Annotated in this window: 4 protein-coding genes and 1 pseudogene; 2 read left to right on the top strand and 3 right to left on the bottom strand. The window is 71.4% G+C overall.

Going from position 1 to position 8,017, the window contains the following annotated elements; genetic code table 11:
* Window positions 1-6: 6 nt before the first annotated feature.
* Window positions 7-177 (top strand): annotated as a pseudogene (locus tag HG543_RS57105) (hypothetical protein); the annotation flags it as partial.
* A 1,307-nt stretch (window positions 178-1,484) separates the two neighbouring features.
* Here HG543_RS57105 and HG543_RS49165 read toward each other — a convergent pair.
* The gene (locus tag HG543_RS49165) at window positions 1,485-2,960 is read right to left on the bottom strand and encodes an adenylate/guanylate cyclase domain-containing protein (protein WP_169351900.1); all 1,476 of its coding nucleotides are present in this window, start codon (window positions 2,958-2,960) and stop codon (window positions 1,485-1,487) included.
* A 117-nt stretch (window positions 2,961-3,077) separates the two neighbouring features.
* Between HG543_RS49165 and HG543_RS49160 the strand changes: the two genes are divergently transcribed.
* Window positions 3,078-3,992, top strand: coding sequence for a phosphatase PAP2 family protein (locus HG543_RS49160; RefSeq protein WP_169351899.1), 915 nt, complete (start codon window positions 3,078-3,080; stop codon window positions 3,990-3,992).
* A 30-nt stretch (window positions 3,993-4,022) separates the two neighbouring features.
* On the opposite strand, the gene HG543_RS49155 is transcribed toward HG543_RS49160, so the two are convergent.
* Both HG543_RS49155 and HG543_RS49150 read right to left on the bottom strand, forming a co-directional pair.
* On the bottom strand, window positions 4,023-4,931 hold the full coding sequence (locus HG543_RS49155) for a metallophosphoesterase (protein WP_169351898.1): 909 nt from the start codon (window positions 4,929-4,931) through the stop codon (window positions 4,023-4,025).
* 174 nt (window positions 4,932-5,105) lie between these two features.
* Window positions 5,106-8,015 carry a choice-of-anchor D domain-containing protein gene (locus HG543_RS49150; RefSeq protein ID WP_169351897.1) on the bottom strand — a complete coding sequence of 970 codons (2,910 nt, stop codon included), beginning with the start codon at window positions 8,013-8,015 and terminating at the stop codon, window positions 5,106-5,108.
* Window positions 8,016-8,017 lie beyond the last annotated feature (2 nt).

Genomic DNA, 8,017 nt, shown 5'->3' with positions numbered 1-8,017 from the left:
GAGCGGATGGGGATGTGGACCTCGATGGGGAGGTGGGATTGGGAGAACCTGGGCGAGGTGACGCTGCGCGAGTCGGCGGCGGCGCTGGCCGGGCGCGGCTATGGCCACGTGCGTGCCGAGGAGCTGGCGCGGGCGGGAGGCATGTCGGTGGGCAGCTTCTACAGGCGCTATGGCAGCAAGGCGGGCTTCGCCTGGGAGGTGCGCCAGTGGGCCGAGACCGAACTCTGCCGCATCGCACGCGGGCACCTCGAGCTGGAGCGGCTGGAGGGAGGCTTCCGCGAGGTCTTCGACAACTTCTGGGAGGCGTTGACGTGGTGCGCGACGCGGAAGCCGGAACTCTTCCACTTCACCTTCATGCACTGGCACCCGGACTCGCTGGAGCCGGAGGCGTTGGGCAGTCAGGCGCGGGAGTTGGTGCGCGAGGTGCTGGCGCAAGGTGAGCGCGAGGGAGCGCTGGCGCTCGGAAGCGTGCAGATGGGCGAAGGGCTCATCTGGGGAGCGCTGGCGGAGCTGGTGCGAGCCGTGGCGCGGGGGGACGAGCAGGGTGCGCTGGAGAACATCCAGCCCATGGGGCGGGTGCTCTGGAAGGCGCTGGCGGCGGAGGAAGACTCCGGTGCCGGAGGCGGCCGAACGCCTCCTCTGGAGAGCGCTGGCACCGAGGGCGCCGAGACAGAAGGCGCGGGTACTCCTCCGCTGGAGGGTGCTGGCACCAAAGGCGCCGAGACGGAAGGCGCGGGTACTCCTCCGCTGGAGGGCGCTGGCACCGAAGGCGCCGAGACAGAAGGCGCGGGTACTCCTCCGCTGAAGGGCGCTGGCACCGAAGGCGCCGAGACAGAAGGCGCGGGTACTCCTCCGCTGGAGGGCGCTGGCACCGAAGGCGCCGAGACGGAAGGTGCTGGGACTCCTCCGCTGGCGGGGGCTGCGACAGAAGGCTCGGCGCCAGGTGAGCCAGGCGCGTCTCCTCCTCTGGAGGAGGAGGCTGCTACGGAAGGCTCGGAGCCCGGTGGCGTGGGCGCGGCGCATGTGGGCGTCGCGACGCTGAAGGCATCCGGAAGGGAAGACCCGGGTGTGGGAAGCGTGGGGACTCCACACTCGGGTCAGGTGCCCGGGACGCTTCAACGGCCCGCGACTTCGGGACGGCAGCGCTCGGAGCGACGGGCTTGCGTCGGGGCGACGGCTCCTGCCGAAGCAGAACACGCCCTCCAGCTCGACAGCGTGCTCTCTCCCCCTGCTCAGCGCGCCGCCCCGGTCCGAGCTTCGCCAGGCGTCGCCCTGCTTCGTGCAGTGCCTGACTGCCTCCTGAATCAGCTGGCACGAGAGTCACCAACTTCACGAGCCGCGAGCGAGGACCCGGCGGCGAGCGGCTTCGACGGTCCGAAAGCCGCCGACGCGGTGAGCCGCGAATCAAGAGCCGGCCGCGGGCGGCTCAGACGTCCGGGGGTCCGCCGGGCTCTCGGGAGAGCCTCGGCAGAGGGCCGGCAGCTTCACGCGGCCCGGGAGTCGCCCGCCTCACGCGCCACAGTGAAGAGACGCACCGGCTCCGCGACGCCCTTGAGAGGCACCGACTCCACCTCGCGGATGTCGACCCGGCCCGCGAGCCGCCGGGCCACATCGTCGCTGAAGAGAAGTGAGGGCAACGGCTCGCGGGCGCAGCTCTCGATGCGGGCGGCCACGTTGACGTTGTGGCCGATGACGGTGAACTCCATCCGCTCCGTGCTGCCGAGGTACCCCGCGACGACCTCGCCCGCGTGGATGCCGATGCCGGACCGCAGGCACAGGCCGCGCGCGGCGAGCCGTGCATTGTAGCCCTTCAAGCGCTGGCGCATCTCACTGGCGGCGGCCACGGCGGCGACGGCCGGGTTCTCCGAGCCCTCGGTGAGGCCGAAGACGGCCAGCACGGCGTCACCGATGAACTTGTCCACCATGCCGCCGTGATTCTGGATGGCGGCCACCATCTCCGCGAAGTAGCCGTTGAGCACCTGGATGAGATCTTCCGGGGAGAGCGACTCGGACAGGGGCGTGAAGTCGCGCAGGTCGCTGAAGAGGATGACGACGTCGCGGCGGCTTCCGCCCAGCTCCGCGGCGCGGCCGGGGCGGGCGTATTTCTCGATGAACTCGTTGGCGACCTGGGGCGAGACGAAGCGGCCGAAAGCGTCGCGGATGCGCTCGCGCAGCTGGAGTCCCTCGGCCATGTCGTTGATGCCTCCGGCGACGAGGCCCAGCTCGTCGGGACGGCTGGTGGCGGCGGACGGCTGGAAGTCTCCGCTGCCGACGCGGTGCACGGCCTCCAGCAGCCGCTCCGAGTCGCGCCGGACGCTCCGTCCATACAGCACGGCCGCGAGGAGCGCCGCCACGGTGATGATTCCGGTGAGCAGGGCCGCGTCGATGACGGACTGATGGCTCCCGTGGAACTCGCCCACCAGACGATGCACGGTGAGCAGCAGCACGACGACGGGGACGGTGGTGAAGAGGATGAAGCTCTCCAGGAGCCGGCGTCCGAGGCGCTCGCTCAGGCGGCGCGCCGCCGAATGGGGCGCGGGCTGGAGGTACTCGAAGATGAGGTACTCGACCTGCGTGAGGATGCCTCTGCCGAGCAGCCAGTAGCCGATGGCGAGCTTCACGTGGCTGAAGAAGGGGAAGTACGGGTAGCTGGCGGCGTGCCAGACGAGGCCCGCGAAGCCGGTGACGACCCAGGTGGCGACGGAAAGCAGATAGGCGTGCCGGGCCTGGGTGCGGTGCTCTCCCGGTGGCGGGGCCAGGCGGAACACCCCCTCGCGCAGGAGGATGTGGAACGCGGAGAGCGCGAGGACGGTGCGCGCCAGCACGCTCGGAGGCAGGGTGCAGATGAACGAGCAGACGAGCCGCGCGTAGAGGTAGGTGAAGGCTCCGACGAGGAGCGTGCCCCCGTGCAGGACCAGCCGCGAGGCGAGCGGAATGCGGGCGGTGAAGAAGGATGTCATGGCGCGTTCGCTCCGAGACTCTAGGCCAGGTGCTGGCGGGGCGCTGAGTCGGGGGGCTGACGCGGCGGGTCGCGAGCACCGCGTCCGGAAGGTGGAACCCCCACGCGCGAGCCACCTATGCTCCGCCCCGTGCGCTCCTCTCCACACCCCGTCGTGATTGCCCTCCTGCTGGCCCTGGCCCCGCTGTCTCCGGCCGTGGCCCAGGACGGCTCGGATGAACCCCGGCTCCACGAGCTCCGCTTCGACTGGGCCCGGGACGGCGTCATCACCGGCACCGCCGGCGTGCTCTGGATTTCCAGCGAGGCCTTCTTCAAGGACGACCTCGCCCCCGCGAAGTGCCGCTGGTGCGACCGCGCCCCCGATGGCACCGACACGCTCAACCGCCTGGACCGCTGGGGCCGCGGCCTCGCCGGTGAGACGAAAGAGTCCCGAGACCGCGCCAACACCTGGAGCAACATCATGGGCTTCGGCGTCGTCCCCGTCGGCGTGCTCGGCCTCCAGTACGCCCTCGGCCACGGCTCCGGCGCCCCGGACAAGTTCTTCGCCCAGGACGCCACCATCATCGTCCAGAGCGCCGTGCTCGCCTCACTCGCCAACCAGACGGTGAAGTTCATCGTCGGCCGCGAGCGCCCCTTCGTCCACCAGCTCCCCGAGGACCAGAAGCCGCTCGTCGAACACGCCAGCGACAACAACCTCTCCTTCTACAGCGGCCACACCAACCTCGCCTTCGCCATGGTCGTCTCCGCCGGCACCGTCGCCTCCCTGCGCGGCTACAAGAACCAGGCGTGGATCTGGGCCCTCGGCCTCCCCGCCGCCGCCTCCGTGGGCCTGCTGCGCATGGGCGCCGACAAGCACTACCTCACCGACGTGGCCACCGGCGCCGTGCTCGGCGCCGCCTTCGGCCTCGCCGTGCCGCTGCTCCTCCACGGCCGCACCGATGACGCCGAGGCCACCGCCCGCCGCCCCGGCAGCCCCGTGCGCATGGCCCCCATGGCCGGCCACCAGGTCATCGGCCTCTCCGGCGCCTTCTAGGAGTTCGGCGGATTCCTCGCGCCGGAGGACTCAGTACCCCGCTCCCGCCGGAGTGCCCTCTCCATCCACCTCGGGCACGGGCAGCACGGCCAAATCCCACCGCTGTCCCGCCTCCCACGCCACGGCGCCGGACGTCCCCCAGCCCGCGCGCACCACCTCGCGGCCCTCGTACTCCAGCCAGAAGACGGCCTCCTGCGGCCGGGCCGCCTGGTCCAGACAGGCAATGCGCGTGGCCGGCCGTCCCGGCCCCTCCAGCGTCACCGCGAAGGCCTTGTGCGAGTGGCCACACAGCAGCCACCGCGGCTGCACCGTGTCCACCAGCCGCCGCGTCACCGGATTGCCAATCCAATACGAGGGCAACGGACGGGGCGGGGAGGGATTCTCCTCGCGCGCCCGCTGGACGATGCCGCGCGGCCACTCGTGCACCAGCATCAGGTCCACGTCCCGCACGTCCATGAGCCGCTCCACCTCCGGCGTGCGGAAGTAGCCGGCCTGCTTCAGCGTGTCCTGCGCCATGGGCCGCTTCAGCGGCTGGTCGATGAAGCGCGGCGCGTGGATGCCCGACAGGTACGCCACCCGCAGCCCCCGCAGCTCGCGCACCCCCGCGCGCCCCAGGTAGCACACATCCGGCGCCAACAACCCGCCGTCCTGCATGTCGTGGAGCGCCGCGAAGTCCTCGTTGTTGCCGCCGATGAAGAACAGCGGCCGCTTCACCCGGCGCACGCCGTCCGCGTACTCCGCGAACTCCGCCGGCATGGTCCGCTTGGCCGCCTTGCGCCGGTGGTCATCCGCGCGGCGGAACGCCTCCACGTCCCCCACCGCGAACACCAGGTCCACGCGGCGGCCGCGCGACTGCTCCAGCGCGTCCAACCACGTCTCCACGCGGTGGAAGCGGCCGTGGATGTCACCCAACGCGGCGACCAGGAGGGATTCCGGCATCTCACCCGGAAGGCTGCCGGCCCCGCCCCGCGCTGTCGAGTCATCTCGACCGCCATGAAGCCAGTGGCTGACAGATGACAGCTCCCCTGCCCGCCCTCCAGGCTGGAAAAACGCCCGGGGGCGCCCCGCCTCGCGGCGAGAGCGCCCCCTTGAAGCCCCTCCCGCCCGGGCGGCCTAGTTGCAACCCAGCGGGTAGGTAATCTCCACCAGGGCGCCGGCCTGCGGGGCCGCCTCGCGGGTGAAGATGACGGCGTTGTTGCCCGCGTCATACTCCCAGCCCGACGTCACCGGGGCGCCATTCACGTCCACGGTGATGCGCGCCGGGTCCGCCGGCTCCTCGGACAGGGGGAACTTGCGGTTGAGGCCGAAGGCGCTGTCGGACAGCTTCTCCAGGGACGCGGCCCAGTTGGGCGTGCAGATGCTCTCCACCGAGCCGCCCGTCGCCAGCGCCAGCTGGATGTAGCGGTTGCCGGAGCTGCTGGCGGTGGGGCAGGTGCCCAGGTCCGACGGCCCGACGATGGCGTTGATGCTCAGCTTCGACTTGTCGTTGCCCTTCAGCGCCAGGAAGTACGTCTCGTAGAAGGACACCGGCTGCGAGCTGAAGTCCTCCTCGTCCGACAGGAAGATGATGGCCAGCTTCGCCTCCTCGCGCAGGAAGCCGCCGTTGCCGTCGGCCGCCAGCGGCGTGCGCGGGTCGTCCTGCTGGTACAGCAGCGGGTCGCTCAGCGCGCGGTGCGCGGCGTCCAGGCCCTGCTCGTTCCAGTGGCACACGCCCACCCGGGTGTTGCTCGCGAAGATGCTCGCCGCGTCCGGCGTGTTCGGGGTGATGATGCGCGGCCGCGAGCCATCCACCGGGAACAGGCGCCCGTTCTCACCACCCTGCGCGCCGCCCGGGCACTCGGACCAGCCGCCCGGAGACGGCGTCAGGCCCGTCGTCGTCACGCCGATGCGGTAGTCCACCGCCGCCTGGTTCGCCGCGCTCAGGAAGGCCGAGAAGTTCTGCCCCAGGCTCTGCTGCTCCTCCATCATCGAGCCGGAGTTATCCACCACGAACAGCACGTCCACCTTGGCCTCGGACTCCTGGAAGAAGCGGTCCGTCTGCTCCGCCTTCGTCACGCCGCGGCCCACCAGGCCCGCCGTGTACTCGGAGCCGTCCGCCAGCGTGAAGCGCAGCGCCGCCGCGTCGTCACCGTCGTCCACCGGCGTGTACGTGACGGACAGCCGCACCCGTCCGCCGTTGCTTCCAATCTCGACCGGGAAGGCCGACTGGCTGCTGACGCTGAACTCCTCGCCCGTCTGCTCCAGCGTCATGCCCTGCACCTTGATGGGAGCGATGCAGTCATTGACCGCGATGAGCTCCCGCGTGCGCGGGCCGCAGGACAGCTTGGCGACGCCGAAGTCCACCGTGGTGGGCTGCACCGCGAAGCAGCCCTTCACGCCCTCGCCCGACACATTCACCAGCGGGTGGCCGGCCGTCGGGTGGTTCACCCACGCCTCGGCGAGCCCCGAGAAGGGCCCCTCCCCGTCCGGCTTGAAGCGCACCACCAGCGTCGCCTTCTTCCCCGGCTCCAGCACGGTGTTCTCCAACGGCGCCGCGGAGAAGGACGCGTCCGAGCCCGGCACCAGCTGCATGGACGCCAGGTAGCAGGCCTCGCCGCCCGTGTTGCGGATGGAGATGCCCAGGCCCACCTCGGCGCCCACCGGCACCTTGCCGAACCTCAGGTTGCTGGGCAGCTCATACGCGCAGGGCTTGAAGACGCGGCCCTCGCCCGTCAGCGCCACCGACTCCGTGGAGGTCATGGCCGCCGTGCGCACCGTCACCGCCAGCTGCGCGGTGCTCGGCGCCGTCAGCCCGGCGCGCGGGCTGAAGGTGACGCCCACCCGGGCCGTCCCGCCGGCCGGCACGGGGATGCTCGCGGGCGCCTGCGTCAGCGTGAAGAAGCCGCCCGTCTTCGTGTCCAGCTGCAGGTTGTTCACCAGCACGTCCTCGCGGCAGCGGTTGAGGACCTGCACCTGGCGCGTGGCCGTCATCCCCTCCGCCACCACGCCGTAGTCCAGCTTCCGGGGCAGCACGGTGATGCACGAGGCACCGCCCTCGCCCGCCAGCGACACCTTGGGGCCGGGCGCCGTGGTGCCCTGCTCGCGCACGCCAATCTCCACCCGGCCCTCGCGCACGCGGCCCAGGGCCACCGGCGTGAAGGCCACGCGCAGCTCCACCGCCGCGCCCGCCGCCAGCACCCCGCTCGCCGCCACCGGCGCGTTCACCACCTTGAAGACGCCGCCCGGGTTGTCCAAGAGCTGCACCCCCGAGTAGCTCAAGGGCTCCGTGCCCTGGTTGCGCACGGTGATGGACTGCTCCGCGGTGGCCCCCAGCGCCACGCGCCCGAAGTCCACGCGCAGCGGCGTGATTTCCAGCTTCGACGCCACGCCCATGCCGCGCAGCGGAATCACCGCCGGCTCGCAGCCGTCGCACACCACCACGTGCAGCGCGGCCTCCGCCGAGCCCAGCCGCCGGGGCGCGTAGGCCACCGGCACCACGCGCTCCTCGCCCGGCGCCAGCGTGGTGGACTGGCCCTGGCCCGCGGTGAACTGGTCCGCGTCCGTGCCGTGGACGGTCAGCGCCAGCGGGCTGTCCACGTCCGACGGGTTGCGCACCGTCACCTCGCGCATCTCCACCATGCCCATGGCCACGTTGCCGAAGTCGAGCGCCGTCTCCGGCACCTCGACGAAGGCCTTCACGCCGCGGCCATTCACCGGCACCTCGCCCGAGTCCTCGGAGTCGGAGAGGATTTCCACCGAGCCCTGCACCACGCCCTCCACCTGCGGCGTGAAGTGGACTTCAATCTCCCGCTCGGCGCCGGCCGATAGGGTGAAGGGCTCGAAGGGCGGAATCTCCACGTTGGGCACGCTGGAGACGGCGCCCTCCACGCGGTACGACGCGCGCCCGCCGTTGGCGAGCTTCAGCTTGAAGGACTTGGTGCGGCCCAGCGCGGCGGGGCCGAACTCAATCTTCTCCGGGCGAACCACGAAGGCGCTCTTCGCCTTCTGGGACGACGGCCGCTCGCACCCCACCCCCACCACCAACG

Source organism: Pyxidicoccus fallax, from assembly GCF_012933655.1.
Classification (GTDB): domain Bacteria; phylum Myxococcota; class Myxococcia; order Myxococcales; family Myxococcaceae; genus Myxococcus; species Myxococcus fallax.
Note: the sequence above shows the minus strand (reverse complement) of the source record. Positions and strands in the feature narration are given on the sequence as shown.

What these genes read in the sequence shown, in the direction of transcription:
- HG543_RS49165 (WP_169351900.1), bottom strand. Translation starts at nt 2,960, where the DNA reads ATGACATCCTTCTTCACCGCCCGCATTCCGCTCGCCTCGCGGCTGGTC.
- HG543_RS49160 (WP_169351899.1), top strand. Translation starts at nt 3,078, where the DNA reads ATGCTCCGCCCCGTGCGCTCCTCTCCACACCCCGTCGTGATTGCCCTC.
- HG543_RS49155 (WP_169351898.1), bottom strand. Translation starts at nt 4,931, where the DNA reads ATGCCGGAATCCCTCCTGGTCGCCGCGTTGGGTGACATCCACGGCCGC.